The sequence below is a fragment of the Streptomyces hirsutus genome (assembly GCF_001418415.1).
GTDB lineage: Bacteria > Actinomycetota > Actinomycetes > Streptomycetales > Streptomycetaceae > Streptomyces > Streptomyces hirsutus.
Map to the genome: position 1 here is coordinate 1 of NZ_LIQT01000044.1, position 25,710 is coordinate 25,710.

Sequence of the window (25,710 nt, forward strand, 5' to 3'; positions counted from 1 at the left end):
GGGTAGGGCCGGCCCTACCCCGGGGAGGCCCCCTGGACCGATGGCCCCGCCGTACGCGGCAGTTCTACGGTGACCCGCATGCACCCTCGGAACGTGTGGCAGGCCATGTCCGCCCCCGGCTTCCTGCTGTCGGCGTGGCCGTGGCGCGCGGCCGCCTACCTGGTGACCGGGGCGGTGGCCGGTGCCGTGACCCTGGTGGGGATCGTGGCCGCGGCGGCCGCCGGCGGTGTCCTCGCCGTCGTGGTGGTGGGCCTGCCGCTGCTGGTCCTCACCGCCCTCGCGGGCATCCCCGTCGCCCAGGTGGAACGGCACCGGCTGCGCCTGGTCGACCGTGACCCCGCACCCGGCCGGCACCGACAGCCCACCGCCGCGGGCCCATGGGCCTGGCTGACCACCCGGCTGCGGGAGCGGGCGACCTGGCGGGAGCTCGGCTACGCCCTGCTGTTCGCCGGTCTGCTCTGGCCGGTGGACGCCCTCGTCGTCACCACCGCCCTGGCCCTGCCGCTCTCCACGGTCGCCACCCCGCTGCTGATGGCCACCGTAGGTGAGGGCGAGGAGGCGAAGGTGCTCAAGCAGTGGACGGTCACCACCTGGCCGACCGCGTTCGGCATGGCGGTGCTGGGACTGCTGCTCCTCGCCCTGGGCGCCTACGCGCTGGGCCTGGCGGCGGGCGCGCGTGCCGAGCTGACCCGCGTCCTCGTCGCCCCGCGCGGCGGTGACCTGGGCGCCAGGGTCGTCGAACTCACCCGGTCCCGCGTGCGCTTGGTGGACGCCTTCGAAGCCGAACGGCGCCGGATCGAACGCGACCTGCACGACGGCGCCCAACAGCGCCTCGTCGCCCTGACGATGGCCCTCGGCCTGGCCCGCCTGGACGCACCATCAGGCCCCCTTGCCGACCAACTGGCCAAGGCCCACGGGGAGGCGGGAAAGGCGCTGGAGGAGTTGCGCGAGCTGATCCGCGGCATTCATCCCAAGGTGCTCGCCGACTACGGCCTCAAGGCGGCCGTCGACGATGCCGCCGACCGGTCCGTCGTCCCCGTCGACGTCCGTCTGGAGCTGTCCGGGCGGCTGCCCCGAGCGGTCGAGGCCGCCGCCTACTTCGTGGTCTGCGAGGCCCTCGCCAACACGGCCAGGCACAGTGGCGCCGACCGTGCGGAGGTGACCGGCGGGCACCGTGACGGCCGGCTGTTCCTGGAGATCCGCGACGACGGCCGGGGCGGCGCCGAGGCCGGGGAGGGCAGCGGACTGACCGGGCTCGCCGACCGGGTGTCCGTCCTGGGTGGCAAAATCTCCCTGTCCAGTCCGCCGGGCGGACCGACCCTGTTGCGCGTGGAGATTCCTTGCGAGTGGACCGAACGCTTCGCGTAGTACTGGCCGAGGACAGCGTGCTGCTGCGGGACGGTCTGATCGGCCTGCTCGGCCGCTGCGGACACGAGGTCGTGGCGGCGGTGGGCGACGCGGAGGCGCTGATCGGGGCCGTGGAGGAACACACCCCGGACATCGTCGTGACGGACGTCCGCATGCCGCCCGGCTTCCAGGACGAGGGCCTGCACGCGGCGGTGCGGCTGCGGGAGCGGCGCCCCACCCTGCCCGTCCTCGTCCTCAGCCAGTACGTCCAGCGGGCCTACGCCGCCGAACTGCTGGACTCCGGTGACGGCACGGGCGTCGGCTACCTGCTGAAGGACCGCGTCGGCCAGGTCGAGGAGTTCGTCGACGCGCTGGCCGAGGTCGCGGACGGCGGCACGGTCGTCGACCCGGAGGTGGTACGCCAGTTGCTGCGCCGCCGCCGGGACCCCCTGGAGCGGCTCAGCCCGCGTGAGCGCGAGGTGCTGGCCCTGATCGCGGAGGGCAGGTCCAACGGCGCCATCGCCCGCGAACTCGTCGTCTCCGAGGCGGCCGTGGGCAAGCACATCGGCAGCATCCTCACCAAGCTCGACCTGCCCCCGGCGACCGAGACCCACCGCAGGGTGCTGGCGGTCCTGGCATATCTGCGGGCCTGACGCGGCGTACCGCGAGTATCCGTATCCGGCAACCGGCCCGTGACACCGGGCTGTCCGCCCCGTGCCGTTACCGGGTGGACCGGGAGTGGACCGAGGCGGCCGTCGGTACGCGCTGCGCGAGCCGACAAGTGAGCTTGCTGATCCGACCCGACAGCTCTCCACCGCGGTACCGCTCGCCTCCGGTTCTCCTCGTCGTCCGCGCGGACCGGGGGCGCGAACCCGGATGCGCTGTGACGGCACACCAGGGCCCGATCGTCCCGTACGGGGTGATTCCGGTGATGAGGCCGGTCAGTGAGGGCCGGCGTGGTTCACCGGGTCCTCATCTTCCGGAGGAGGGTGACCGCCAAGGCGCTGGAGCAGGCGAAGAGCACGGCGTGGGCCCAGGGAGCCGCGCCACTGCTGTCGGGGTCCAGCAGGGTGAGGGTGAACAGCACGGCGAAGACGGCCGTACCGGAGAGGGCGCCGAGGAGCCTGTGGCGGATCCGCTGGACGTCCCGGCCCGGGCCGTCGGTCAGGTCCATGGCGTAGATCTCCACCTGGCCGAGTTCCTGCTGTGCGCCGCTCCCGGTGGCCGCCAGGTGCTCCCGTGCTTCGGTCACATGCTGTTGTGCGGTGCGCAGGGGAAGACCGTGCCGCCCGTGCAGCAACTCGCCCAGTCGGCGCAGCCATTGCTCGTCATCGAGCCGTCGGCCCTCGCCGGGGGAGAACCACCGGTTCACCACCCGCGCGGGTACGGCCGGCCCCAGGACCCCGAGCAGCAGCCCGCACCCGGCCGCCGCGAACGGGGGAACGGGAAGGAATGTGCGTCCCGGATCGCAGGGAGGGCCGCAAGGCAGACGCCGACCGCGGCGATGACGCCGGCGCCGTGGAGCCAGGCGGTCCGGGTCCGTCCGGCCGCCCGCAGGGCGGGAAAGACCGCGAAGCCGACGGCCACGAAGACGGATGTGGAGAGGGACAGGAGGAGAGTCGAGGCGCCGGACAGCTCCTCACCGCTGAAGGTTCCGGCCACGGTCATGATCAGGACGGCGATGCTCCCTGCCACCATGCCCTGCCGGAAATGCGTGGCCGGTGTCCTGCCTTCGAAGTCGAGCGCGCTGCGGTGCCGGACGTCGACCCGTTCGGTGGCCACCACGGCGGCGTACTCCTCGGCGGGGCCGAAGAGTTCCTCCGCCGGCTGTTCCGTCTCGGTGACTGCCTCGGCGACCTCCGCCAGCACACGGTTCACCAGCTCGCGCGGCACGCTGTGCACGAGGGTGAGTTCCCGTTCCAGCTTGTCGGCCCAGGCGTCCCGGTCGCTGTGACCCGGGCGGGTACCGGCGGCGGCCTTCGTCATCGATTTTTTTCCTGTTCATGAGGTGTGCCGGTGGGGCCGGCCGAAAAAGCCGCCACCGTGTCGACCGCCGTGCGGAAGCCCTGCCATGCCCGGCGTTCCCGTGCCAGCCGCTCCCGTCCCGCATCGGTCAGCCGGTAGTACTTCCGGCCGGGGCCGCCCTCTCCCGGGGCCCATCGGACCTCGACCGCACCGTCGTCGGCGAGCCGCGTCAGTGCCGGGTACAGCACGGCTCCCTTGACCGTGCCGAGTCCCGATTCCTGGAGCTGTTGGAGCAGCGCGTACCCGTAACTCTCTCCGCGTTCCAGCGTGGCCAGAAGGCACAGCGGCAGGACGGCGCGGAGCCATGCGGGCTGGATGTCGCCCATGCATCGACCCTCCCTACGATCACGACTAGTCTGAAATTCAGAATAGTCGAGTGTCAAGAGTACGCGCAGAGCGAGGTCATGGGACGCGAGCCGCCATGGCGCGGGCGCCGGGCCCGCTGATCGCCGGACACCTCCGGTCGGAGGCCGGTGACCGCCGGCCCAGGGGGCGATGCGGGCGGTGTGGGCGGTGTGGGCGGGTGCGGCGACGGGGGTACCCGAACTCGGTCAGTTGTCCCGCGTTCCGTACGAAGGGTCTCGAATGGCGGACAGTCGTGTCAGATCCTTGGCCTTCCGCTTTACACATGAGTAACACTGAAGGGTCGACTGCTGTACGGAGAAGCCCCCTGGCGGTCGCCGTCCTGCGCGAGGCAATGGCGCCGCGCGCCCATCACCGGGCTCGTTCCGGTGTCAGCCGCGCCAGAAAGGGACCCCGTGACCTCACGACCCGACCGCAGCACAGCGCTCGCCCACCTGCACGCCGAAATCGTCCGCCGCAATCCGGCGGAACACGAGTTCCACCAGGCCGCACGCGAAGTGCTGGACAGCCTCGGACCGGCGCTCGCGGCACGCTCCGAGTACCGGGACCCGGGGCTCGTCGAGCGGCTGATCGAGCCGGAGCGGCAGATCATCTTCCGGGTGCCGTGGCAGGACGACCAGGGTCGGGTCCACGTCAACCGCGGTTTCCGGATCGAATACAACAGCGCCCTGGGCCCGTACAAGGGCGGTCTGCGCTTCCACCCCTCCGTGAACCTGGGGATCATCAAGTTCCTCGGCTTCGAGCAGGTCTTCAAGAACGCGCTGACCGGCCTCGGCATCGGCGGCGGCAAGGGTGGCAGCGACTTCGACCCGCAGGGCCGCAGCGACGCGGAGGTCATGCGCTTCTGCCAGTCCTTCATGACGGAGCTGTACCGGCACATCGGCGAGTACACCGACGTCCCGGCGGGTGACATCGGTGTCGGCGCGCGCGAGATCGGCTACCTGTTCGGCCAGTACCGGCGGATCACCAACCGCTGGGAGGGCGGCGTCCTGACCGGCAAGCGCGCCGGCTGGGGCGGCTCGCTGATCCGGCCGGAGGCGACCGGGTACGGCAACGTGCTGTTCGCCGAGGCGATGCTGCACGAGCGCGGCGAGGACCTCGAGGGCCAGACCGCGGTCGTCTCCGGCTCCGGGAACGTCGCGCTCTACACCATCCAGAAGCTGATCGCCCTCGGTGCCAACCCGGTGACCTGCTCCGACTCCAGCGGCTACGTCGTCGACGAGAAGGGCATCGACCTGGAGCTGCTCTGCCAGATCAAGGAGGTCGAGCGCGGCCGGGTGAGCACGTACGCCGAGCGGCGCGGCCCCTCCGCGCGGTTCGTGCCCGGCGGGCGGGTCTGGGAGGTCCCGGCCGACATCGCCCTGCCGTCGGCCACGCAGAACGAGCTGGACGAGGACGCGGCCGCCACGCTCATCCGCAACGGCGTGAAGGCCGTCTCGGAGGGCGCGAACATGCCCACGACACCGAAGGCCGTGCAGCTCCTCCAGCAGGCCGGAGTCGCCTTCGGCCCCGGCAAGGCGGCGAACGCGGGCGGGGTCGCGGTCAGCGCCCTGGAGATGACGCAGAACGCGTCGCGTACGACGTGGAAGGCCGACCAGGTCGAGAACGAGCTGGCCCGCATCATGACCGACATCCACAACACGTGCGCCGAGACCGCCGACCGCTACGGCTCCCCCGGCGACTACGTCACGGGCGCGAACATCGCCGGATTCGAGCGGGTCGCGGACGCGGTGCTGGCACAGGGCGTCATCTGACGGTTCCGGACCATTACCGGCGGGGGGAGGCAGCGGCCCTTCCCCCGCTCGGGCCTGGTCCCAGCCCGCTCGGCGGGGGACTACCCCACATGGCCCTGGCGCCCGCACGACCCGGCCGTGGAGACTCGGACCCATGCAGAAGCTCTCCCTCGACGCCCTCGCCCGCGAGCACCTGGAACGCGCCGCCGCCGCCTCCACCGGCCGCAGCGCGAGCACGGTCTACGGCGGCCACGAGCACACCCTGCGCCAGACCCTCCTCGCGCTGACCTCCGGCACCTCCCTCGCCGAGCACGAGAACCCCGGCGAGGCGACCCTGCTGGTGCTGCGCGGCCGGGTCCGCCTCACCAGCGGGGAGACGTCGTGGGAGGGCCGGGACGGTGATCTGATCATCATCCCGCCGGCCCGGCACGCCCTGGAGGCTCTGGAGGACGCGGTCGTACTCCTCACCGTCGCCAAGCAGGCCTGAGGGACGAGACCGAGGACCGGACCCTCCCCGCCACGGGGTCGCACCGAACAATGGGACGATGTCGGCGCAGACGATCGAACCGTGAACGGGGGGAGTGCGGCGTCATGGCCCGCTACATGGAGGCGCTGACCGTCGAACGCGGCGGTTTCCGGATCAAGGTGCCGGAGTCCTGGTGGGAGTTCGACGTCCGGCCGGAGTCGCGGGACGACTCGATCCACCGGATGGTGACCGAACGTCTGCGTCAGCACCCGGAGTTGGAACCGCACCGGGACACGTACACCACGTTCCTGCGGAAGGCCGCCGCGGACGCCTGGAAGTCGGGCGCGCTGTACTGCGGCTGCATGGCCGAGAGCTTCGGCGGGGACGCCCCGATCACCGGCTCGGTGACGGTGTCCCTGGTCGGCGGCCGTACGAGCGGGGGCGACCCGCTCCCCACCGACCCGGCCGCCATCACCGCCCAACTCGCCGTCAAGGAAGCCGGAAAGCCGGGCGACTCCTGGCGCAAGGTGACCACCGTCGACATCCCGGGCGTCGGCCCGGCGGCCCGGACGTACGGCATCGAGGACATCCCCGTACCCGGCGACGAACTCCACCGCACCGTCCGCGCGGTGCTGACGCAGACCTTCATCCCGGTCCCCGGCCAGGAGGGCAAGGTCGCCCTGGTGGCGGGCAGCAGCCAGGTCCTCGACCTCGCCGACTCCTTCTTCGACATCTTCGACGCGATCACGTTGACGTTCCGCTTCACCGACTGAGCCACGCGTCCCGACCTGACCTTTCCCTCGAACTGCTGTGCCTTGTAAGTTCCCGTGTGCATACGGTGGTTGATGATGTGCGCGTGACGGGGGTTGCGGGATGGCGGGCCACAGGCCGACGGATTGGCATGCCCTGGACCTGGACAGGGACCCCACCCCCGGTGACCCGGAGCGGGTGCGCAGGCTCGCGAAGGTTCTGCACGACTTCGCCGACGACGTCTCCGAGGCGCTGCGCCTGGTCAAGGGCATGGCGGGCGAGAGCACGCTGGCGGAGTGGGCCGGCAAGTCGGCGACCGTGTTCAAGGAGGAGTTCTCCGGGGTTCCGAAGAACCTCAAGAAGCTGGAGAAGTCCTACGGGATGTGCGGCGACGCGCTCGCCGCCTACTGGCCGAAGCTGGAGCGGGCGCAGGCGCTGGCGGACCGGGCGCTGGCCAAGGCGCGTGAGGCGCGTGCCGATCTGTCCTCGGCGCAGTCCCGGCTGTCGTCGGCCGAATCGTGGGTGGGCCGGGCGGCAAAGGAGGCCGACAAGTACAAGGACGACCCCACCGGCAGCAAGTCGGACGCGGACAGGCCGGACGAGGCCAAGGTGCGGGCCGCGACGAGGGACGTGCGCAACGCGAAGACCGCCGAGACCTCCGCCCGCGCGGACGTCTCCGAGGCCCAGGACGCGCTGGCCGCGGCGAGGAAGATGGCCGCGGACGCGCGCGGGATGCGTGAGGAGGCGGCCCGCGAGGCCAAGGGCAAGATCGACGAGGCGTCGGACGCCGGTATCCAGAACCGGTCGGTGTGGGGGGAGATCGGTGACTGGTTCACCGACAACTGGGACACCATCGTCGCCGCCTGCAAGGTCGTCGTCGCGGTCGTCGGCATCGTCGCCCTGATCATCGGCGGCCCGATCCTGGGCGCGATCGTCCTGATCGCCGCCCTCGTCGTCCTCGCCGACACCCTCTACAAGTACTCCAAGGGCCAGGCATCCCTATGGGACGTGGGGCTGGCGGCGCTGGACTGCATACCCGGCATGAAGGGCCTGACCACTCTCGGCGGTCTTGCCAAGGGAGTGAAGGCTCTCGGCAGGACCGGCCTCAAGGGCATGGCCCTCGGGGTGAAGGGCCTGGGGAAGGGCACTCGCCTGCTGGGCCGTCAGATGAAGAAGCTCTTCACGCGCGGTGACCCGATCGACATGGCCACCGGCGAAATGGTCATGTCTGCGATCGATGTCTCCCTGGACGGATCGCTGCCGCTCGTCTTCGAACGGCACTTCCGTGCCGGCACTCGAAGCGGCCGGTTGCTCGGGCGCAGCTGGACCACCACACTCGACCAGCGGCTCATTCTGGACCCTTCCGGTGTGCGCTACGTGGTCGAGGACGGCATGGTTCTCACGTATCCGGTGCCGGAACCGGATGTGCCCGTACTGCCGGTGGAGGGACCTCGCTGGCCCATGTCCTGGGACGGCACGCCGGAGGGCGAGATTACCGTGCACCGGCCCGAGACCGGACAGAGAATGACCTTCCGGTCGCTTGCGCTCGGCCCCCCGGCGGAGCTTCCGCTCACTGGCATCAGGGACCGCAACGACAACGCCATCACGGTTTCGTACGCGGCCGACGGCTCTCCCGAGGAAATCACGCATCACGGCGGCTACCGCATCGGCGTGACCTGTGAGAACGGCAGAATCACGGCGCTGGTCCTGAGCAGTGCCCGTGAGCAACCCGTCCTCGTCCGGTACGACTACGACATGACCGGCAACCTCGTTCAGGTTGTCAACTCCTCAGGGCTTCCCCTCCGCTTTTTCTACGACGACCACAGGCGCATGACCGGTTGGGAGGACCGCAACGGATTCTGGTATCGCTTCACCTACGACGACATCGGGCGGTGCACAGCCGGGCGCGGACGTGACGGATTCCTGGACTTACACGTTCACCTATGACGACGAGGCGCACCGCACGACTGCCGTCGACTCGCTGGGACACTCCACGATCTACCAGTTCAACGACGCCTTCCAGCTCATCGCCGAGACGGATGCGCTGGGCAACGTGGTCCGGCAGGAATGGAACAGGCGAGATCAACTCACAGCGCGTACGGATCCGTTGGGGCGCACCACCCACATGGAGTGGGATGCGGCCGGTAATCTCGCAGCCGTTCGCCTACCTGACGGCTCCACTTCGTCCGCCCGCTTCAACGAACTCAACCTGCTCATCGAGCTGACCGGCTACGACGGGTTGGTTGTGCGACAGGACTGGGACGAGCGTGGCAACTGTACGGCCGTGACGCGACCTGATGGTTCGACGGTGAGGTTCACCCGGGATGAAACCGGTGCTCTCACTTCTCTCACCGACCCGCTGGGCTCGGTGCAGCGCTTCACCAACAATGCGGCCGGGCAGCCGCTCTCCGCGACGGACCCGCTCGGAGCCGTCTGGCAGTTCACCTACGACGCTTTCGGACGGAGTGCGACGGTCGCCGATCCCCTGGGATCGACAACCGTGACGACATGGACCATCGAAGGGCTGCAGGCCTCCCGACGTGACCCGGACGGCAGCGGCGAACGCTGGACGTACGACGGTGAGGGAAACTGCGTCACCCACACAGACGCGCTAGGTCAGGTCACCCGTTTCACCTACGGCGCTTTCGACCTACTGACCTCCCGGACGACTTCCGACGGAGTCCGGTACGTCTTCACCCACGACACCGAGTTGCGTCTCGTACAGGTCGGCAACCCGCACGGACTCACCTGGGACTACGTCCACGATGCCGCAGGCCGACTCGTCACGGAGACGGACTTCGAAGGCCGGACGGTGACGTACGCGTACGACGCGGCCGGGCAGCTCCTCAGCCGTGTCAATCCGCTGGGGCAGGCAACCGTCTTCCGGTACGACAGCGTGGGGAACCAGGTGGAGAGGACGGTCGACGGGGCGGCCACGATCGCCTTCGTGCACGACGCCGCCGGTCGGCTCCTCAGCGCCACAGGTCACGACGCCACACTGAGCTACGTGTACGACGCCGCGGGACGCATCACGAGCGAGGCGATCGACGGGCGCGCGGTGACGACGGCCTACGACGTGCTGAATCGTCCCACGCGCCGTACGACGCCCAGTGGCGTCATCACACGCTACGAGTACGACGCGGCAGGCAATCGCACCGCTCTCACCGCCTCCGGCCGGACCCTTGTCTCCGAGTACGACGCGGTGGGACGGGAAAGCACGCGGCGGCTGGGGCCCACCGGACTCGTCCTCACCCAGTCCTGGGACACCGAGGACCGACTCACCGGTCAGACGCTGTCCTCGCCGCGATCCGCGCAACCGCTCAAACAGCAGACATACACCTATCGGGCCGACGGCTGTGTGACGGCACTGGACGATCAAGGCACAGGCCGCCGCACATTCGATGTAGACACAGCGGGACAAGTCACCGCCGTCCGTGCCGCGGACTGGACCGAGACCTACGCGTACGACGAGACCGGCAACCTGACCTGGGCCTCCTGGCCCGAGCGACAGCCCGTGCCCGAGGGGCGCGGGGAGCGCACGTACGAGGGTCACCGAGTCTCGCGAGCCGGTTCGGTGCGCTACGAGTACGACTCCGCAGGGCGCGTGATCCTGCGCCGTAGGACCCGGCTCTCCCGCAAGCCCGACATCTGGCGCTACACCTGGGACTCCGAAGACCGGCTCACCTCGGTGACCACGCCCGACGGAACAGCCTGGCGCTACCGGTACGACCCGCTCGGACGCCGCGTCGCCAAGCAGCGTCTTGGCGAGGACGGAGCGACGGTCCTGGAGGAGACCCGCTTCACCTGGGACGGCCCGCACCTGGCGGAGCAGACCACGCGCACCCACGACAGCCCGGAAGAACACTCCCTCACCTGGGACCGTGAAGGAGTGCGACCTGTCGCACAGACGGAGCGCACTGCCCTGGCGGGTGCTCCCCAGGAAGTCGTCGACGAACGATTCTTCGCCATCATCACCGACCTCGTCGGTACCCCGACCGAGCTCGTCTCAGAGGACGGCGCCTTCGCCTGGCGCTCGGACGCCACGCTCTGGGGTCTCACCGTGCCCGATACGAGTGCGACGGCTTATACGCCGCTCCGTTTTCCCGGGCAGTACTTCGACGCGGAGACAGGGCTTCACTACAACTACTTTCGGCATTACGACCCGGTGACGGCGGCCTACATCAGCCCCGATCCCTTGGGAATGGACGCCGGTCCGAATCCTCGCCGCTACACCCTCAACCCGCTTCTCTGGTTCGACTACCTGGGCCTTCTCACCTGTCGGCAGAACGCGCGCCGGCTGCGAAGGAACATGAGGCGCGAGGGACGCCGCCCGCCACGCGGCCACGCGGCTGCCCATATCGTTCCGTCCGGAGGGAACGCGGGCCACTGGGTACCCGGAGCCCGCAGCCGTGCACTGTTGGAGAGGTATGGAGTCGATGTCAACGACGCAGCCAACGGAATCCCGCTGGGTCATCCGGCCCCCCACAACTACACCCACCGCGAACCTTTCCTGCGCCGAGTCAACCAGCATCTGGAGCAGGTCGTGCGTGACGGGGTGGACCAGGGAATGGGCGTGCGCGCCATTCGCGCACAGCTACGGCGGGAACTGCGCAGCATCGGCCGCCAGGTCGAGGGTGAGCTCGCCACCGGTGCGCCGGGGCCTGGCGCGGTCTGGACGGCGTGATGACGACTGACCGCTCTCGCGGGCCTCTCACGGTCTACCGCTTGATGCCGAGCCTGGGGGACTTCCGGACCCTGTCCCTTGAGGAGTACGCACACCGGAAGCTGATCCGAGGGCTGCGCACCGGGGACTTTGCGGACCTGCCGGATTCGTTTGCCGCCGAGTGGGTCGGGAATCCGCGTCTGCGGGAGGCCGAGTTCCCCTGCGGGTATCCGGGTGCTCCGGTGTTCAGCAGTCGTGTCGCCGACCTTCTGGCGGGAGAACTGGCGGCAGCGGGACGTTACCTCCCTGTCTTCCCGGAAGGTGCCGACCCGGAGGCTGAACCCGAGTACGCCCTCTACCTCGTGGAGAAGGTGGTCGACTGTGTGGATCCACGCAGGTCGTCCAAGCCGAAGAAGGGAACGGGCCAGATGAAGATCACAGTCTTCCGCCCCGATGCCCTGCCTGCCGAGCTGCCCGCTTTTCGTGTGCCCGATTTCCCGGGAGCCGTCCACTGGAACGGCTGGGCGGTCGAGCGCCTCCAGAAGATCCTGGGCGCCGACCTGGAGGCCCGCCTGATCTGGTCGGAGGACCGGGCTCTCACGCCGCATCCCGAGCCATGGGGCTTCTGACGCGTGACGTGCCGTCCGGGTGCGGTGCCTCCCAGCAGCCGGTACTCGGCGGCTGTGGTTTGACCCCCGTCACCCCCGGGGTATTCTCTCCGGCCCGATTGGCCAGGCCGCTCCCCGCTGTGGCAGACTAGCGGGGTTGCTCGGTCGAGTGCCGATGCTGCGCGTCTCCCGTCGGGAGGACCGGAAGCGAGTCCCACAGTACTCGTCGTCCCATGCATTACATCGAGAGATGTAGGGGCGGACGTACGGGAATCTTCCGGGAAGTGTCAGCGGGGTGCAGACCAGGCGCCCGGTGGGCCTCTCGCCCCCGCCCGCGGTTCCGGAAGGGCCCGCACTCCCATGCAGGGAAGTTCCGACAAGGGACATTCATGTCGACGGGAGCGCGACACGCCCGACCGCGTGGGTCGGAGGAGGGGAGGGTGAGTGACAGAGCGGGCAAACCATCGGGTTCCAGAGCGTTACTAGAGACAGGACTACGAAGTAGCCATGGCGGGACAGAAGATCCGCATCCGGCTCAAGGCCTACGACCACGAGGTCATCGACTCCTCGGCGAAGAAGATCGTCGAGACGGTGACGCGTACTGGTGCGTCGGTCGCGGGCCCGGTGCCGCTTCCCACTGAGAAGAACGTGTACTGCGTCATCAAGTCGCCGCACAAGTACAAGGACTCGCGCGAGCACTTCGAGATGCGCACGCACAAGCGCCTCATCGACATCCTCGACCCGACCCCCAAGACCGTTGACTCCCTGATGCGACTCGACCTCCCGGCCGGTGTCGACATCGAGATCAAGCTCTGAGGGCCGGTGATCTGAGAGATGACCAAGCAGATCAAGGGCATCCTGGGCGAGAAGCTCGGCATGACGCAGGTGTGGGACGAGAACAACCGCGTTGTTCCCGTCACCGTCCTCAAGGCCGGGCCCAATGTCGTCACCCAGGTCCGTACGAACGACGCCGACGGCTACGAGTCCGTCCAGATCGCGTTCGGTGAGATCGACCCGCGCAAGGTGAACAAGCCCCTCAAGGGCCACTTCGCCAAGGCCGACGTCACCCCCCGTCGTCACCTCGTCGAGATCCGCACCGCGGACGCCTCCGAGTACACGCTGGGCCAGGAAGTCACCGCCGAGGTGTTCGAGGCCGGCGTGAAGGTCGACGTCACCGCGAAGAGCAAGGGCAAGGGCTTCAGTGGCGTCATGAAGCGCCACAACTTCAAGGGCAACAAGGCCTCGCACGGCGCCAAGCGCGTGCACCGCATGCCCGGTTCCATCGGCGGCTGCGCCACCCCGGGTCGTGTGTTCAAGGGCCAGCGCATGGCGGGCCGTATGGGCAACGAGCGGGTCACCACCCAGAACCTGACCGTCCACGCCGTTGACGCGGAGAAGGGTCTGCTGCTCATCAAGGGCGCGGTTCCCGGTCCGAACGGCGGCCTCGTCCTGGTCCGCACCGCGGCCAAGGGGGCCTGAGGTAACCGATGAGCACTGTTGACATCCTTTCGCCTGCCGGCGAGAAGACCGGAAGCGTCGAGCTCCCCGCGGAGATCTTCGGCGTGGAGAAGATCAGCATCCCGCTGATCCACCAGGTCGTCGTCGCGCAGAACGCCGCTGCCCGCCAGGGCACGCACAAGACCAAGCGTCGCGGTGAAGTCCGTGGTGGCGGCAAGAAGCCGTACCGACAGAAGGGCACCGGCCGCGCCCGTCAGGGCTCGACCCGTGCGCCGCAGTTCGCCGGCGGTGGCATCGTCCACGGCCCGCAGCCGCGCGACTACTCGCAGCGGACCCCGAAGAAGATGAAGGCCGCGGCCCTGCGCCACGCCCTCACCGACCGGGCCCGCCACGACCGCATTCACGTCGTCACCGGCGTGATCGAGGGCGAGAACCCCTCCACGAAGGCCGCCAAGACGCTGTTCGGCAAGATTTCGGAGCGCAAGCACCTGCTCCTGGTCGTCGACCGCGCCGACGAGGCCGCGTGGCTCTCCGCCCGCAACCTGCCCCAGGTCCACATCCTGGAGCCGGGCCAGCTGAACACGTACGACGTTCTCGTCTCGGACGACGTGGTCTTCACCAAGACCGCTTTCGAGTCCTTCGTCGCCGGCCCGAACAAGGCCAACGACAACGAAGGGAGCGAGGTCTGATGGCAGTCCGTCACCCCTCCATCGCCTCCAAGGCGGCGAAGAAGGTCAAGGCCGCGCGCGTCGCCAAGGCGCACCGCCACGCCACCGAGGGCAAGAACACCGTCGTCACCCCGGCGAGCAAGTCGTACACGGACCCCCGTGACGTCCTGGTCAAGCCGGTCGTGTCGGAGAAGAGCTACGCGCTCATCGACGAGAACAAGTACACGTTCATCGTCGCTCCGGGCTCCAACAAGACGGAGATCAAGGAGGCCGTGCAGGCGGTCTTCTCGGTCAAGGTCACCGGGGTCAACACGATCAACCGCCAGGGCAAGCGCAAGCGCACCCGCACCGGCTTCGGCCAGCGCGCGGGCACCAAGCGCGCGATCGTGACCCTTGCCGAGGGCGACCGTATCGACATCTTCGGCGGTCCGACCTCCTGACGGAGGTTCGGATCGTCCGGAATCGGACGAGGACTGAGAAATGGGAATCCGCAAGTACAAGCCGACTACGCCGGGCCGTCGTGGCTCCAGCGTCGCCGACTTCGTCGAGGTCACGCGGTCCACGCCGGAGAAGTCGCTGGTCCGTCCCCTGCACAGCAAGGGCGGCCGTAACAACTCAGGTCGTGTGACCGTTCGCCACCAGGGTGGCGGACACAAGCGCGCCTACCGCGTGATCGACTTCCGTCGTCACGACAAGGACGGCGTGCCGGCGAAGGTCGCGCACATCGAGTACGACCCCAACCGCACCGCGCGCATCGCGCTGCTGCACTACGCCGACGGCGAGAAGCGCTACATCCTCGCCCCGCGCAACCTGCAGCAGGGCGACCGCGTCGAGAACGGTCCCGGGGCCGACATCAAGCCGGGCAACAACCTCGCCCTGCGCAACATCCCGGTCGGTACGACGCTGCACGCCATCGAGCTGCGTCCCGGCGGCGGTGCCAAGTTCGCCCGCTCCGCCGGCGCCTCGGTGCAGCTGCTCGCGAAGGAGGGCACCATGGCCCACCTGCGCATGCCGTCCGGCGAGATCCGCCTGGTCGACGTCCGCTGCCGCGCCACCGTCGGCGAGGTCGGCAACGCCGAGCAGAGCAACATCAACTGGGGCAAGGCCGGGCGCAAGCGCTGGCTGGGCGTCCGCCCGAGCGTGCGTGGTGTGGTCATGAACCCGGTGGACCACCCGCACGGTGGTGGTGAAGGCCGTACCTCCGGTGGTCGCCACCCGGTGTCCCCGTGGGGTCAGAAGGAAGGCCGTACTCGTTCGCCCAAGAAGGCGTCGAACAAGTACATCGTCCGCCGCCGCAAGACGAACAAGAAGCGCTAGGAGCGGGTTTAGATGCCGCGTAGTCTCAAGAAGGGGCCCTTCGTCGACGACCACCTGATCAAGAAGGTGGATGTCCAGAACGAAGCCGGCACCAAGAACGTCATCAAGACCTGGTCCCGTCGCTCGATGATCGTCCCGGCCATGCTCGGCCACACGATCGCGGTGCACAACGGCAAGACCCACATTCCGGTGTTTGTCACCGAGTCGATGGTCGGCCACAAGCTCGGTGAGTTCTCGCCGACGCGCACCTTCCGGGGTCACGTCAAGGACGACCGGAAGTCGAAGCGCCGCTAACAGCGGGGTGGAATGACCATGACAGACACTGGAAGGACAACCATGGAAGCCAGGGCCCAGGCGCGGTACATCCGCGTTACGCCCATGAAGGCCCGCCGAGTGGTGGACCTTATCCGTGGCATGGATGCCACGGAGGCTCAGGCGGTCCTGCGTTTCGCCCCGCAGGCCGCGAGCGTGCCGGTCGGCAAGGTGCTGGACAGCGCCATTGCCAACGCCGCGCACAACTACGACCACACCGACGCCGACAGCCTCGTCATCTCCGAGGCGTACGTCGACGAGGGCCCGACCCTTAAGCGGTTCCGGCCGCGTGCCCAGGGCCGCGCCTACCGGATCCGCAAGCGGACCAGCCACATCACCGTGGTCGTCAGCAGCAAGGAAGGAACCCGGTAATGGGCCAGAAGGTTAACCCGCATGGGTTCCGGCTCGGCATCACCACCGACTTCAAGTCGCGCTGGTACGCCGACAAGCTGTACAAGGACTACGTCAAGGAAGACGTCGCCATCCGTCGGATGATGACGTCCGGCATGGAGCGCGCCGGCATCTCGAAGGTGGAGATCGAGCGCACCCGTGACCGTGTGCGGGTGGACATCCACACCGCGCGTCCGGGCATCGTCATCGGCCGCCGTGGCGCCGAGGCCGACCGCATCCGCGGCGACCTCGAGAAGCTCACGGGCAAGCAGGTCCAGCTGAACATCCTCGAGGTCAAGAACCCCGAGACCGATGCTCAGCTGGTTGCCCAGGCCGTTGCCGAGCAGCTCTCCTCCCGCGTCTCCTTCCGCCGTGCCATGCGCAAGAGCATGCAGTCGGCGATGAAGGCCGGCGCCAAGGGCATCAAGATCCAGTGCGGTGGCCGCCTCGGCGGCGCCGAGATGTCCCGCTCGGAGTTCTACCGCGAGGGCCGTGTGCCCCTGCACACGCTCCGCGCGAACGTGGACTACGGCTTCTTCGAGGCCAAGACGACCTTCGGCCGCATCGGTGTGAAGGTCTGGATCTACAAGGGCGACGTCAAGAACATCGCCGAGGTCCGCGCCGAGAACGCCGCTGCCCGCGCCGGCAACCGCCCGGCCCGTGGTGGCGCTGACCGCCCGGCCCGTGGTGGCCGCGGTGGCGAGCGTGGCGGTCGCGGTCGCAAGCCGCAGCAGGCTCCCGCTGCCGAGGCCCCCAAGGCTGAGGCTCCGGCTGCCGCTCCGGCTGAGAGCACCGGAACGGAGGCCTGACCGACATGCTGATCCCCCGTAGGGTCAAGCACCGCAAGCAGCACCACCCGACGCGCCGTGGTCAGGCCAAGGGCGGTACGACGGTCGCGTTCGGCGAGTACGGCATTCAGGCCCTCACGCCGGCGTACGTGACCAACCGCCAGATCGAGGCGGCCCGTATCGCCATGACCCGCCACATCAAGCGTGGCGGCAAGGTCTGGATCAACATCTACCCGGACCGTCCCCTGACGAAGAAGCCTGCCGAGACCCGCATGGGTTCCGGTAAGGGTTCTCCGGAGTGGTGGATCGCGAACGTGCACCCGGGTCGGGTCATGTTCGAGCTGTCCTACCCCAACGAGAAGATCGCCCGTGAGGCGCTGACTCGCGCAGCCCACAAGCTGCCGATGAAGTGCCGGATCGTCAAGCGCGAGGCAGGTGAAGCGTGATGTCGGCCGGTACCAAGGCGTCCGAGCTGCGCGAACTGGGTGACGAGGAGCTTCTGGCGAAGCTCCGCGAAGCCAAGGAAGAGCTGTTCAACCTCCGCTTCCAGGCGGCGACCGGACAGCTCGAGAACCACGGTCGGCTGAAGGCCGTCCGCAAGGACATCGCGCGGATCTACACCCTGATGCGCGAGCGCGAGCTGGGCATCGAAACGGTGGAGAACGCCTGATGAGCGAGAACAACGTGACTGAGACGAACACCGAGGCTCGAGGCTTCCGCAAGACCCGCGAGGGCATCGTCGTCAGCGACAAGATGGACAAGACCGTCGTCGTCGCCGTCGAGGACCGCAAGAAGCACGCGCTGTACGGGAAGGTCATCCGCAGCACGAGCAAGCTCAAGGCCCACGACGAGCAGAACTCGGCCGGCGTCGGCGACCGTGTCCTCCTGATGGAGACCCGGCCGATGTCCGCGACGAAGCACTGGCGCATCGTCGAGGTCCTCGAGAAGGCCAAGTAATCTCCTGCGAGGCACCCCTCGCAGGACAGTTCCGCCAGGCTCCGGGGGCCGTTCGCTCAAGCAGATGAGCGGCCCCCGGGGAACCGGCAGACAAACAGGAGATAGACGTGATCCAGCAGGAGTCGCGACTGCGCGTCGCCGACAACACGGGGGCGAAGGAAATCCTTTGCATCCGTGTGCTCGGTGGCTCCGGTCGCCGCTACGCGGGCATCGGTGACGTGATCGTCGCCACCGTCAAGGACGCGATCCCCGGTGGCAACGTGAAGAAGGGTGACGTCATCAAGGCGGTCATCGTTCGCACGGTCAAGGAGCGCCGCCGCCCGGACGGCTCGTACATCCGCTTCGACGAGAACGCCGCCGTCATTCTGAAGAACGACGGCGACCCCCGTGGCACCCGTATCTTCGGCCCGGTCGGCCGAGAGCTGCGCGAGAAGAAGTTCATGAAGATCATCTCCCTCGCGCCGGAGGTGCTGTGAGCATGAAGATCAAGAAGGGTGACCTGGTCCAGGTCGTCACCGGCAAGGACAAGGGCAAGCAGGGCAAGGTCATTGCCGCTTACCCGCGCGAGGACCGCGTCCTGGTCGAGGGCGTCAACCGGGTCAAGAAGCACACCAAGGCCGCCCCGACCGCCCGCGGTTCGCAGGCCGGCGGGATCGTGACCACTGAGGCCCCGGTCCACGTCAGCAACGTGCAGCTCGTCGTGGAGAAGGACGGCCAGAAGGTCGTCACCCGCGTCGGCTACCGCTTCGACGACGAAGGCAACAAGATCCGCGTTGCCAAGCGGACGGGTGAGGACATCTGATGACGACCACCACCACTCCGCGTCTGAAGACGAAGTACCGCGAGGAGATCGCGGGCAAGCTGCTCGAGCAGTTCTCCTACGAGAACGTCATGCAGGTTCCCGGCCTCGTCAAGATCGTGGTCAACATGGGTGTGGGCGACGCCGCCCGCGACTCGAAGTTGATGGACGGCGCCGTGCGCGACCTCACCACGATCACCGGTCAGAAGCCGGCCGTCACCAAGGCCCGCAAGTCCATCGCGCAGTTCAAGCTGCGTGAGGGTCAGCCGATCGGTGCCCACGTCACCCTCCGTGGCGACCGCATGTGGGAGTTCCTGGACCGCACCCTGTCGCTCGCGCTGCCGCGCATCCGCGACTTCCGTGGTCTGTCCCCCAAGCAGTTCGACGGCCGTGGCAACTACACCTTCGGTCTCACGGAGCAGGTCATGTTCCACGAGATCGACCAGGACAAGATCGACCGTGTCCGGGGTATGGACATCACCGTGGTCACCACGGCGACCAACGACGAAGAGGGCCGTGCCCTTCTCCGTCACCTCGGCTTCCCGTTCAAGGAGGCGTGAGCGAGATGGCGAAGAAGGCTCTCATCGCGAAGGCTGCTCGCAAGCCCAAGTTCGGAGTGCGCGGCTACACCCGCTGCCAGCGCTGCGGTCGTCCGCACTCCGTGTACCGCAAGTTCGGCCTGTGCCGCGTGTGCCTTCGTGAGATGGCTCACCGTGGCGAGCTGCCGGGCGTGACCAAGAGTTCCTGGTAATCCGGTAGTTCCGGACTCCCAGGGCTCTCGGTAAGCAAGGGGAACGGCAGGAGGCCTGCTCCGCATGGCTTAGGCTTGCGGGGTTGGGCACCTGCCGTGCCCGGACGCACGCGGGCTCCGCCCGCTAATGTTTGCTTACTACGCCGTAGGTCCACCGCGCCGCACCCGTCCCGTCTCGGATCGGGGAGAGGGATGGCGCACCAGGAAACCACGGCGAGAGAGGCCGAAGGCCAATTCATGACCATGACTGATCCGATCGCAGACATGCTGACTCGTCTGCGGAACGCGAACTCGGCGTACCACGACTCTGTGACGATGCCGGCATCCAAGATCAAGTCTCACATCGCGGAGATCCTCCAGCAGGAGGGCTTCATCACGGGCTGGAAGACCGAGGACGCCGAGGTCGGCAAGAACCTCGTTCTCGAGCTGAAGTTCGGCCCCAACCGTGAGCGCTCCATCGCGGGCATCAAGCGGATCTCCAAGCCCGGTCTCCGGGTGTACGCGAAGTCCACCTCCCTGCCGAAGGTGCTGGGCGGCCTCGGCGTGGCGATCATCTCCACGTCGCACGGGCTCCTCACCGACAAGCAGGCCGGCAAGAAGGGCGTGGGTGGGGAAGTCCTCGCCTACGTCTGGTAGCAGAAGGGAACGGAGGAAACAGCTATGTCGCGCATCGGCAAGCTCCCCATCGCGGTTCCCGCCGGCGTGGACGTCACCATCGACGGCCGCACGGTCGAGGTCAAGGGCCCGAAGGGCTCGCTGACCCACACCGTCGTGGCGCCGATCGAGGTCGCCAAGGGTGAGGACGGCGTACTGAGCGTCACCCGCCCCAACGACGAGCGTCAGAACAAGGCCCTCCACGGCCTGTCCCGCACGCTGGTGGCGAACATGATCACCGGCGTGACCCAGGGTTACGTGAAGAAGCTCGAGATCAGCGGTGTCGGTTACCGCGTGCTCGCCAAGGGTTCGAACCTGGAGTTCTCTCTCGGTTACAGCCACCCGATTCTGGTCGAGGCCCCCGAGGGCATCACCTTCAAGGTGGAGTCCGCGACCCGTTTCTCGGTCGAGGGCATCGACAAGCAGAAGGTCGGCGAGGTTGCGGCGAACATCCGCAAGCTGCGCAAGCCCGACCCGTACAAGGCCAAGGGCGTCAAGTACGAGGGCGAAGTCATCCGGCGCAAGGTCGGAAAGGCGGGTAAGTAAGCCATGGCATACGGGCAGAAGATCCTCAAGGGCGACGCCTACAAGCGTGCTGCTATCAAGCGTCGTCACATCCGGATCCGCAAGAACGTCTCTGGTACCGCCGAGCGTCCTCGCCTGGTCGTGACCCGCTCCAACCGTCACATCGTGGCGCAGGTGATCGACGACCTGAAGGGCCACACGCTGGCTTCGGCGTCCACGCTGGACGCATCGATCCGCGGTGGCGAGGCCGACAAGTCCTCGCAGGCCAAGCAGGTCGGTGCCCTGGTCGCGGAGCGCGCCAAGGCTGCCGGAGTCGAGGCTGTCGTATTCGACCGCGGTGGCAACCAGTACGCGGGGCGCATCGCCGCCCTGGCGGACGCCGCCCGCGAAGCCGGACTCAAGTTCTGAGTCGGTTCCGTAGCTAGCGGAAACAGAGAGAGGTAATTCCAATGGCTGGACCCCAGCGCCGCGGTGGCGGTGCCGGTGGCGGCGAGCGGCGGGACCGGAAGGGCCGTGACGGCGGCGCAGCTGCCGCCGAGAAGACCGCATACGTTGAGCGCGTCGTCGCGATCAACCGTGTCGCCAAGGTTGTGAAGGGTGGTCGTCGCTTCAGCTTCACCGCGCTGGTCGTGGTGGGCGATGGTGACGGCACCGTGGGTGTCGGATACGGCAAGGCCAAGGAGGTGCCGGCCGCCATCGCCAAGGGTGTGGAGGAGGCCAAGAAGCACTTCTTCAAGGTTCCCCGCATCCAGGGCACCATCCCGCACCCGATCCAGGGTGAGAAGGCTGCCGGCGTCGTGCTGCTCAAGCCCGCGTCCCCGGGTACCGGTGTGATCGCCGGTGGTCCGGTGCGTGCCGTGCTCGAGTGCGCCGGTATCCACGACATCCTGTCGAAGTCGCTCGGCTCCGACAATCAGATCAACATCGTGCACGCGACGGTGGCGGCTCTCAAGGGCCTGCAGCGTCCCGAGGAGGTCGCGGCCCGCCGCGGTCTGCCGCTCGAGGACGTCGCTCCCGCGGCTCTCCTCCGTGCACGTGCCGGGGCGGGTGCGTAATCATGGCGCAGCTCAGGATTACGCAGGTCAAGTCCTACATCGGCAGCAAGCAGAACCACCGTGACACCCTGCGTTCGCTGGGCCTGAAGAGGCTCAACGACGTGGTCGTCAAGGAGGACCGCCCCGAGTTCCGCGGAATGGTGCACACCGTCCGCCACCTCGTGACGGTCGAGGAGGTCGACTGATCATGGCGGAGCAGAACCCGCTCAAGATCCACAACCTCCGTCCCGCCCCGGGCGCCAAGACCGAGAAGACCCGTGTGGGTCGCGGTGAGGCGTCCAAGGGTAAGACGGCCGGTCGTGGTACGAAGGGCACCAAGGCCCGTTACCAGGTTCCGGAGCGCTTCGAGGGTGGCCAGATGCCCCTTCACATGCGTCTCCCGAAGCTGAAGGGCTTCAAGAACCCGTTCAAGATCGAGTTCCAGGTCGTGAACCTCGACAAGCTGGCCGCGCTCTACCCCGAGGGTGGCGAGGTCACCGTCGAGGGTCTGGTGGCCAAGGGGGCCGTTCGCAAGAACAGCCTCGTCAAGGTCCTCGGCCAGGGCGAGATCTCCGTGGCACTGCAGGTGACGGTCGACGCCGTCTCCGGCTCCGCCAAGGAGAAGATCACCGCCGCCGGCGGTACCGTCACCGAGCTCGTCTGAATTACTCAGGCCTGCTGATGACTTGAGCGATCCCGACCGGGGATACCCCACATATGGGGTATCCCCGGTTGGTCGTTCCTAGGGCGGTGGTCCGCCGGTAAGGTGGCCTGCACTGCCCACTTTCCCCGGGCGCCCCACACGGGCACTTCGGGCGAAGGTTGACCGTTACGTATTCGTCGAACCTCAAGACCATCACCCTTGACGCGGTTGCGCGGGGGTCGCAGGAGGCACCGTGCTCACCGCGTTCGCCCGGGCGTTCAAGACGCCCGACCTGCGCAAGAAACTGCTGTTCACACTCGGCATCATCGTGGTGTACCGGATCGGTACGAACATTCCGATCCCGGGCGTCGACTACCGGAACGTCCAGATCTGTATGGACGCGGCCCAGGCGAACCAAGGCATCTTCGGGCTGGTCAACATGTTCAGCGGCGGCGCGCTGCTGCAGATCACGGTCTTCGCGCTCGGCATCATGCCGTACATCACGGCGAGCATCATTCTGCAGCTGCTGACGGTGGTGATCCCGCGGCTGGAGGCCCTGAAGAAGGAGGGCCAGTCCGGTACCGCGAAGATCACGCAGTACACCCGTTACCTGACGGTGGCGCTCGCCGTCCTGCAGGGCACCGGCCTGGTGGCCACCGCGCGCAGCGGAGCCCTCTTCCAGGGCTGCCCGGTGGCGAGCCAGATCGTCCCCGACCAGTCGATGTTCGTGACCATCACCATGGTCATCACGATGACCGCCGGCACGGCCGCCGTCATGTGGCTCGGTGAGCTGATCACCGACCGCGGCGTCGGCAACGGAATGTCGATGCTGATGTTCATCTCGATCTCCGCCACCTTCCCCTCCGCCCTGTGGGCCATCAAGGAGCAGGGCAGCCTGGCGGACGGCTGGATCGAGTTCGGCACGGTCATGCTCGTCGGTCTGGTCATGGTCGGCCTGGTCGTCTTCGTCGAGCAGGCGCAGCGCCGGATTCCCGTGCAGTACGCGAAGCGCATGATCGGCCGCCGTTCCTACGGCGGTACGTCCACCTACATCCCCCTCAAGGTGAACCAGGCGGGCGTCATCCCCGTCATCTTCGCCTCGTCGCTGCTCTACATCCCGGCGCTGATCGTCCAGTTCTCCAGTTCCACCGCGGGCTGGGCGACGTGGGTCACGAAGAACCTGGCCGACCCCGGAGCAACGGCGCACATCATTCTGTACTTCTTCTTGATCGTATTCTTCGCATTCTTCTATGTGGCGATTACCTTCAACCCCGAAGAAGTCGCTGACAACATGAAGAAGTATGGTGGTTTCATCCCGGGCATCCGGGCTGGCCGACCGACCGCTGAGTACCTGAGCTACGTACTCAACCGGATCACCTGGCCGGGTTCGCTGTACTTGGGTCTGATCGCTCTCGTGCCGACGATGGCGTTGGCCGGTTTCGGGGCAAACCAGAACTTCCCGTTCGGCGGGACCAGCATCCTGATCATCGTGGGTGTCGGTCTCGAGACGGTGAGGCAGATCGAGAGCCAGCTCCAGCAGCGCAATTACGAAGGGTTCCTCCGCTGATGCGAATCGTCCTCGTCGGGCCGCCGGGTGCTGGGAAAGGCACACAGGCCACCCGCCTAGCCGAGAAGCTGAGCATCCCCCACATCTCCACCGGCGATCTGTTCCGCGCCAACATCAGCCGGCAGACCGATCTGGGCAAGCTCGCGAAGTCCTACATGGACGCGGGCAACCTGGTGCCGGACGAGGTCACCATCGCCATGGCGAAGGACCGCATGGAGCAGCCGGACGCCGAGGCCGGCTTCCTGCTGGACGGCTTTCCGAGGAACGTCTCCCAGGCCGAGGCGCTGGACGAGCTGCTGGAGACCGAGGGCATCACGCTGGACGCGGTGCTCGACCTGGAGGCCCCCGAGGCCGAGGTGGTCAAGCGGATCGCCGGACGGCGGGTCTGCCGCAAGGACTCCAGCCACGTCTTCCACGTGACGTACAGCCCGCCGGCCAAAGAAGGCGTCTGCGACGTCTGCGGCGGCGAGCTGTACCAGCGGGACGACGACTCCGAGGAGACGGTGCGCACCCGGCTGGAGGTCTACCACACGCAGACCGAGCCGATCATCGACTACTACAAGGCCCAGGGCCTCGTGGTGACGATCGGGGCGATGGGTCCGGTGGACGAGGTCACCGGGCGCGCGCTGGAGGCGCTCAAGCAGGACCAGTAGCTGTGCCCGTCCGGCCGCGGTTCCCTGCGGGGAGCCGCGGCCGACGTGTGTGCGGGGGAGCGGGCGCGGACACCGTCCCCCGTATCGTTGACGGTGTCCGTACTCTCTCCGGTCCAGAAAGGCCGTCGTCCTCATGGTGCAGATCAAGACCCCCGAGCAGATCGCCAAGATGCGTGAGGCGGGGCTGGTGGTCGCTGCCATTCACGCGGCCACCCGCGAGGCGGCCGTGCCCGGGGCCACGACCAAGGACCTGGACCAGGTCGCCCGCAAGGTGCTCGCGGAGCACGACGCGAAGCCCAACTTCCTCGGTTACGGCGGCTTCCCCGCGACGATCTGCACCTCCGTCAACGAGGTCGTCGTCCACGGCATCCCCTCCGACGAGGTGGTCCTCAAGGACGGGGACGTCATCTCCATCGACTGCGGCGCCATCATCGACGGCTGGCACGGTGACGCGGCCTACACGGCCTTCGTCGGGTCCGGGCACGCCCCGGAGCTGGTCGAGCTGTCCCGGGTGACCGAGGAGTCGATGTGGGCCGGCATCGCGGCCATGAAGCCGGGCAACCGGCTGGTCGACGTCTCCCGCGCCATCGAGACCTACATCCGCCGGCAGCCGAAGCCCGGCGGCGGGCGCTACGGGATCATCGAGGACTACGGCGGCCACGGCATCGGCACCGAGATGCACATGGACCCGCATCTGCTGAACTACGTCGAACGCCGCCGGGGCAAGGGACCCAAGCTGGTCCCGGGCTTCTGCCTGGCCATCGAGCCGATGGTCTCGCTGGGCACGGCGAAGACGCAGGTGCTGGAGGACGACTGGACCGTCATCACGACGGACGGGACCTGGTCCTCGCACTGGGAGCACTCCGTCGCGCTGACGGAGGCGGGCCCGCTGGTGCTGACCGCCCCGGACGGCGGGAAGGCGAAGCTGGCCGAGCACGGGATCACGGCCGCGCCGGATCCGCTCGCCTGAGTGAGGGAGGCCTCGCCGCGACCGTCGGCCGGGGGCGGCGCAACCGCCGGAGGCCTGTGAGGCGCCCCTGGCGCCGAGCCGCGAGAGGGACGCTCGGGGTGCGGCCGGACCGTCATCACGACGGACGGGACCCGGTCCTCGCACGGGGAGCACTCCGGAGCACTCCGTCGCGCCGGCGGAGGCGGGCCGAGGCCCGCCGGCTACGGGATCACGGCCGCGCCGGATCCGCCGGGACGAACCCCGGTGCTCGCGGAAGTCGGCGGGTTAAG

General features: G+C 68.1%; 35 protein-coding genes. 32 read left to right on the forward strand and 3 right to left on the reverse strand.

All coding sequences use genetic code 11. The features are described 5' to 3' along the window. Positions 1-78: 78 nt before the first annotated feature. Together AOK11_RS03560 and AOK11_RS03565 are read left to right on the forward strand one after the other, a co-directional pair. The gene (locus AOK11_RS03560; RefSeq protein WP_055592155.1) at positions 79-1,368 is read left to right on the forward strand and encodes a sensor histidine kinase; all 1,290 of its coding nucleotides are present in this window, start codon (positions 79-81) and stop codon (positions 1,366-1,368) included. Beyond that, positions 1,341-2,000 carry a response regulator gene (locus tag AOK11_RS03565; RefSeq protein ID WP_206188771.1) on the forward strand — a complete coding sequence of 220 codons (660 nt, stop codon included), beginning with the start codon at positions 1,341-1,343 and terminating at the stop codon, positions 1,998-2,000. Before AOK11_RS03560 ends, AOK11_RS03565 begins: the two co-directional genes overlap by 28 nt. Before the next feature lie 308 nt (positions 2,001-2,308). Here the strand turns inward: AOK11_RS03565 and AOK11_RS03570 are convergent, their stop codons facing one another. Genes AOK11_RS03570 through AOK11_RS03580 form a run of 3 tightly spaced genes read right to left on the reverse strand, consistent with a single transcriptional unit; the run spans position 2,309 to position 3,698 of the window. Further along, positions 2,309-2,719: a hypothetical protein gene (locus AOK11_RS03570; RefSeq protein WP_157869278.1), complete on the reverse strand. Its 411-nt coding sequence runs from the start codon at positions 2,717-2,719 to the stop codon at positions 2,309-2,311. After that, complete coding sequence (locus AOK11_RS03575; protein ID WP_055592158.1) at positions 2,716-3,333, reverse strand: hypothetical protein; 618 nt, start codon at positions 3,331-3,333, stop codon at positions 2,716-2,718. The genes AOK11_RS03570 and AOK11_RS03575 overlap by 4 nt, the downstream gene beginning before the upstream one ends. Continuing rightward, on the reverse strand, positions 3,330-3,698 hold the full coding sequence (locus AOK11_RS03580) for a PadR family transcriptional regulator (protein WP_055592159.1): 369 nt from the start codon (positions 3,696-3,698) through the stop codon (positions 3,330-3,332). Before AOK11_RS03580 ends, AOK11_RS03575 begins: the two co-directional genes overlap by 4 nt. 432 nt (positions 3,699-4,130) lie before the next feature. Between AOK11_RS03580 and gdhA the strand changes: the two genes are divergently transcribed. The 30 genes from gdhA (at position 4,131) to map (ending at position 25,441) form a co-directional block, all read left to right on the forward strand. Next, complete coding sequence (gdhA, locus tag AOK11_RS03585) at positions 4,131-5,489, forward strand: NADP-specific glutamate dehydrogenase (protein WP_055592160.1); 1,359 nt, start codon at positions 4,131-4,133, stop codon at positions 5,487-5,489. Positions 5,490-5,622: 133 nt separating this feature from the next. After that, entirely contained in the window at positions 5,623-5,955 is a 333-nt protein-coding gene (locus AOK11_RS03590) for a cupin domain-containing protein (protein WP_055592161.1), read from the forward strand. A gap of 104 nt (positions 5,956-6,059) precedes the next feature. Further along, positions 6,060-6,707, forward strand: coding sequence for a hypothetical protein (locus tag AOK11_RS03595; protein WP_055592162.1), 648 nt, complete (start codon positions 6,060-6,062; stop codon positions 6,705-6,707). Between the two features lie 100 nt (positions 6,708-6,807). Next, positions 6,808-8,631, forward strand: a complete 1,824-nt coding sequence (locus tag AOK11_RS42665; protein ID WP_055592163.1) for a DUF6531 domain-containing protein — start codon at positions 6,808-6,810, stop codon at positions 8,629-8,631. Then, positions 8,597-11,368, forward strand: coding sequence for an RHS repeat-associated core domain-containing protein (locus AOK11_RS03605; protein WP_055592164.1), 2,772 nt, complete (start codon positions 8,597-8,599; stop codon positions 11,366-11,368). Before AOK11_RS42665 ends, AOK11_RS03605 begins: the two co-directional genes overlap by 35 nt. A 44-nt stretch (positions 11,369-11,412) precedes the next feature. Further along, on the forward strand, positions 11,413-11,976 hold the full coding sequence (locus AOK11_RS03610) for a hypothetical protein (RefSeq protein ID WP_240497211.1): 564 nt from the start codon (positions 11,413-11,415) through the stop codon (positions 11,974-11,976). Positions 11,977-12,462: 486 nt separating this feature from the next. Then, positions 12,463-12,771 carry a 30S ribosomal protein S10 gene (gene rpsJ / locus AOK11_RS03615; protein WP_003948644.1) on the forward strand — a complete coding sequence of 103 codons (309 nt, stop codon included), beginning with the start codon at positions 12,463-12,465 and terminating at the stop codon, positions 12,769-12,771. A gap of 18 nt (positions 12,772-12,789) precedes the next feature. Then, on the forward strand, positions 12,790-13,434 hold the full coding sequence (rplC, locus tag AOK11_RS03620; protein WP_055592166.1) for a 50S ribosomal protein L3: 645 nt from the start codon (positions 12,790-12,792) through the stop codon (positions 13,432-13,434). An 8-nt stretch (positions 13,435-13,442) separates the two neighbouring features. Further along, on the forward strand, positions 13,443-14,102 hold the full coding sequence (rplD, locus tag AOK11_RS03625; RefSeq protein WP_055592167.1) for a 50S ribosomal protein L4: 660 nt from the start codon (positions 13,443-13,445) through the stop codon (positions 14,100-14,102). Continuing rightward, positions 14,102-14,521: a 50S ribosomal protein L23 gene (gene rplW, locus AOK11_RS03630; RefSeq protein ID WP_055592168.1), complete on the forward strand. Its 420-nt coding sequence runs from the start codon at positions 14,102-14,104 to the stop codon at positions 14,519-14,521. Before rplD ends, rplW begins: the two co-directional genes overlap by 1 nt. A gap of 40 nt (positions 14,522-14,561) precedes the next feature. Further along, positions 14,562-15,398 carry a 50S ribosomal protein L2 gene (rplB, locus tag AOK11_RS03635; RefSeq protein ID WP_055592169.1) on the forward strand — a complete coding sequence of 279 codons (837 nt, stop codon included), beginning with the start codon at positions 14,562-14,564 and terminating at the stop codon, positions 15,396-15,398. Between the two features lie 12 nt (positions 15,399-15,410). After that, complete coding sequence (gene rpsS / locus AOK11_RS03640; RefSeq protein WP_003948639.1) at positions 15,411-15,692, forward strand: 30S ribosomal protein S19; 282 nt, start codon at positions 15,411-15,413, stop codon at positions 15,690-15,692. 42 nt (positions 15,693-15,734) lie between these two features. After that, on the forward strand, positions 15,735-16,082 hold the full coding sequence (gene rplV, locus AOK11_RS03645; RefSeq protein ID WP_030619142.1) for a 50S ribosomal protein L22: 348 nt from the start codon (positions 15,735-15,737) through the stop codon (positions 16,080-16,082). Further along, positions 16,082-16,909 carry a 30S ribosomal protein S3 gene (gene rpsC / locus AOK11_RS03650; protein ID WP_010986347.1) on the forward strand — a complete coding sequence of 276 codons (828 nt, stop codon included), beginning with the start codon at positions 16,082-16,084 and terminating at the stop codon, positions 16,907-16,909. The genes rplV and rpsC overlap by 1 nt, the downstream gene beginning before the upstream one ends. A 5-nt stretch (positions 16,910-16,914) precedes the next feature. Then, positions 16,915-17,334, forward strand: a complete 420-nt coding sequence (gene rplP / locus AOK11_RS03655) for a 50S ribosomal protein L16 (RefSeq protein WP_054217227.1) — start codon at positions 16,915-16,917, stop codon at positions 17,332-17,334. Beyond that, positions 17,334-17,558, forward strand: coding sequence for a 50S ribosomal protein L29 (gene rpmC, locus AOK11_RS03660; RefSeq protein ID WP_030831683.1), 225 nt, complete (start codon positions 17,334-17,336; stop codon positions 17,556-17,558). The genes rplP and rpmC overlap by 1 nt, the downstream gene beginning before the upstream one ends. Then, positions 17,558-17,845 carry a 30S ribosomal protein S17 gene (rpsQ, locus tag AOK11_RS03665; RefSeq protein ID WP_055570326.1) on the forward strand — a complete coding sequence of 96 codons (288 nt, stop codon included), beginning with the start codon at positions 17,558-17,560 and terminating at the stop codon, positions 17,843-17,845. The genes rpmC and rpsQ overlap by 1 nt, the downstream gene beginning before the upstream one ends. Positions 17,846-17,952: 107 nt before the next feature. Continuing rightward, the gene (gene rplN / locus AOK11_RS03670) at positions 17,953-18,321 is read left to right on the forward strand and encodes a 50S ribosomal protein L14 (protein ID WP_003992364.1); all 369 of its coding nucleotides are present in this window, start codon (positions 17,953-17,955) and stop codon (positions 18,319-18,321) included. 2 nt (positions 18,322-18,323) lie between these two features. Beyond that, positions 18,324-18,647 carry a 50S ribosomal protein L24 gene (gene rplX, locus AOK11_RS03675; RefSeq protein ID WP_042165101.1) on the forward strand — a complete coding sequence of 108 codons (324 nt, stop codon included), beginning with the start codon at positions 18,324-18,326 and terminating at the stop codon, positions 18,645-18,647. Beyond that, on the forward strand, positions 18,647-19,204 hold the full coding sequence (rplE, locus tag AOK11_RS03680) for a 50S ribosomal protein L5 (RefSeq protein WP_055592170.1): 558 nt from the start codon (positions 18,647-18,649) through the stop codon (positions 19,202-19,204). The genes rplX and rplE overlap by 1 nt, the downstream gene beginning before the upstream one ends. Before the next feature lie 5 nt (positions 19,205-19,209). Next, positions 19,210-19,395 carry a type Z 30S ribosomal protein S14 gene (locus AOK11_RS03685; RefSeq protein ID WP_003948630.1) on the forward strand — a complete coding sequence of 62 codons (186 nt, stop codon included), beginning with the start codon at positions 19,210-19,212 and terminating at the stop codon, positions 19,393-19,395. A gap of 237 nt (positions 19,396-19,632) precedes the next feature. Beyond that, positions 19,633-20,031 (forward strand): 30S ribosomal protein S8, encoded by a 399-nt coding sequence (gene rpsH / locus AOK11_RS03690; RefSeq protein WP_055592171.1) that lies wholly within the window; start codon positions 19,633-19,635, stop codon positions 20,029-20,031. 24 nt (positions 20,032-20,055) lie between these two features. Next, the gene (gene rplF, locus AOK11_RS03695) at positions 20,056-20,595 is read left to right on the forward strand and encodes a 50S ribosomal protein L6 (protein WP_055592172.1); all 540 of its coding nucleotides are present in this window, start codon (positions 20,056-20,058) and stop codon (positions 20,593-20,595) included. A gap of 3 nt (positions 20,596-20,598) precedes the next feature. Further along, entirely contained in the window at positions 20,599-20,982 is a 384-nt protein-coding gene (gene rplR / locus AOK11_RS03700; RefSeq protein WP_055592173.1) for a 50S ribosomal protein L18, read from the forward strand. A 41-nt stretch (positions 20,983-21,023) separates the two neighbouring features. Continuing rightward, positions 21,024-21,629, forward strand: a complete 606-nt coding sequence (gene rpsE, locus AOK11_RS03705) for a 30S ribosomal protein S5 (protein ID WP_030221015.1) — start codon at positions 21,024-21,026, stop codon at positions 21,627-21,629. 2 nt (positions 21,630-21,631) lie between these two features. Next, positions 21,632-21,814, forward strand: a complete 183-nt coding sequence (rpmD, locus tag AOK11_RS03710) for a 50S ribosomal protein L30 (RefSeq protein WP_042165115.1) — start codon at positions 21,632-21,634, stop codon at positions 21,812-21,814. Between the two features lie 2 nt (positions 21,815-21,816). Beyond that, positions 21,817-22,272 carry a 50S ribosomal protein L15 gene (gene rplO / locus AOK11_RS03715; protein WP_055592174.1) on the forward strand — a complete coding sequence of 152 codons (456 nt, stop codon included), beginning with the start codon at positions 21,817-21,819 and terminating at the stop codon, positions 22,270-22,272. Positions 22,273-22,504: 232 nt separating this feature from the next. After that, positions 22,505-23,818: a preprotein translocase subunit SecY gene (secY, locus tag AOK11_RS03720; RefSeq protein WP_055592175.1), complete on the forward strand. Its 1,314-nt coding sequence runs from the start codon at positions 22,505-22,507 to the stop codon at positions 23,816-23,818. After that, complete coding sequence (locus tag AOK11_RS03725; RefSeq protein WP_055592176.1) at positions 23,818-24,471, forward strand: adenylate kinase; 654 nt, start codon at positions 23,818-23,820, stop codon at positions 24,469-24,471. Before secY ends, AOK11_RS03725 begins: the two co-directional genes overlap by 1 nt. A gap of 133 nt (positions 24,472-24,604) precedes the next feature. Further along, complete coding sequence (gene map, locus AOK11_RS03730; protein ID WP_055592177.1) at positions 24,605-25,441, forward strand: type I methionyl aminopeptidase; 837 nt, start codon at positions 24,605-24,607, stop codon at positions 25,439-25,441. The last annotated feature ends 269 nt before the right edge of the window (positions 25,442-25,710 follow it).